At 38.3% G+C, this 1,682-nt stretch carries 1 protein-coding gene; it reads left to right on the forward strand.

Translation table 11 applies throughout. The annotated features are described in order from the left end of the window. Window positions 1–183: 183 nt before the first annotated feature. A complete protein-coding gene (locus HDC90_RS25255; RefSeq protein WP_184471413.1) occupies window positions 184–1,050 on the forward strand; it encodes a DUF808 domain-containing protein in 867 nt (288 codons plus the stop codon). Window positions 1,051–1,682 lie beyond the last annotated feature (632 nt).

Consider the following 1,682-nt stretch of genomic DNA (forward strand, 5'->3'; position numbering starts at 1 on the left):
CAACCTCAAGAGGTGTAAGGGATATTAAATTCTTCTTATTCAGATTGTCGAAAATATATGCTTAAAACATCCCCCCAACTTTTCCGCTTGATCCACTATTTAACCCATATAGCTTGAAGATTTGAATATGATTGTCTAAATCTGAAAAGGATTTAATATTTTGCAGCACAATTGATTTTAGTTATGGCTTCAGGTTTTTTTGCGATTTTAGATGATATAGGTGCTTTAATGGACGATGTAGCAGTAACAGCTAAGGTGGCGGCCAAGAAAACTGTAGGTATTTTGGGAGATGATTTGGCGGTAAATGCGGAAAAATCAACCGGTTTTCTTTCTTCGAGAGAATTGCCGGTACTGTGGGCAATCACCAAGGGATCATTTTTGAATAAGCTTATTATTGTTCCCATTGCGCTATTACTCAATTTCTTTTTCCCGATAGCAATTAAAATAATCTTAATACTAGGCGGACTATATCTGGCTTATGAAGGAGTAGAAAAAGTTGTTGAATATTTTTTTCATCGATCAAAACCCCTGCATGTAGAGGCAAAAGAAGTTATCCAGGAGGGGGAGGTAGCAGAAAAAGCAAAGATTAGATCCGCTGTCGTTACAGATTTTATTCTATCAATAGAAATTGTAATTATTGCTTTGGGAAGTGTGCTCGAAGAAAAGCTGCTTATACAGATTATAACCGTTTCAGCTATAGCCTTATTGGCTACCGTTGGTGTTTACGGTATTGTAGCAATTATTGTAAGGATGGATGATGCCGGATATCGCTTAATAAAGGCCTCTGGTGAAAAGGGAATATTTTCATTTATCGGAAGCCTATTGGTTCGTTCTTTACCAATTTTAATAAAAATATTAAGTATTGTAGGCACGGTAGCGTTGATCTTGGTTTCGGGTGGGATTTTTGTACATAATATTGGTTTTCTACATCATGTTCTTCATATTTTGCCTTCGATTCTTAGAGAATTTACTTTTGGGTTAACAGCCGGACTTGCTTCAGTGCTTGTTGTAACTGCAGGTAAAAAACTTTTAGCTATTATCAGAGCATAAGGAAGGTGGAAGTTATTCCATTTTGCAGGTTAGCTTAGTTATTATTTTTAGCAAAGCAGGGTTAGTACTACCTATATAGGTTTGTTCCCGCTATGCGCTGCAAAGCCTTGGTTCGTTCCTCACCTTCGGGTTTTCTGCTGCTATCGGGTTTAGGTGGGCAGGTGCTTCCGAAGTTTTAAAGGGCTGGGTGCAGAGGAAACTTCGGAAGTTTAGTGCGTTTATCCAGCAGATCCGTCATCCTGAACTTGTTTCAGGATCTTTTTATTAAACCAGATTCTGAACGTTATTGAAATCTGCAATATTTACAGGGCAACGTTAAACACCCTTTCGCTCAAAAAGTTTTATGCTGCGCAACATTTTTTCCTGTTGAAAACCATGTGGTTACGTTAAAGCCCGCACTATTCTATAAGGAAAGCTTTGCAGAAGCATTAATTTTTTCTACTTTTGCATCCCGCTTCGGAGGAAGGGTTTTGATTGAAAGGATGGCATTAGCGCGAGTGGGTCAATATTTATTTTAAAATAAATGTTGCGGATGAAGAAAAGATTGCTACCTTTGCAGCCCGGTTCGGAAGGACGGAAAGCTGATCAACATCGGCGTATTGAAATAGAGGAAAGAGGAAAAAAAGGGGTTT

The organism is Pedobacter sp. AK013, assembly GCF_014205835.1.
Taxonomy (GTDB): domain Bacteria; phylum Bacteroidota; class Bacteroidia; order Sphingobacteriales; family Sphingobacteriaceae; genus Pedobacter.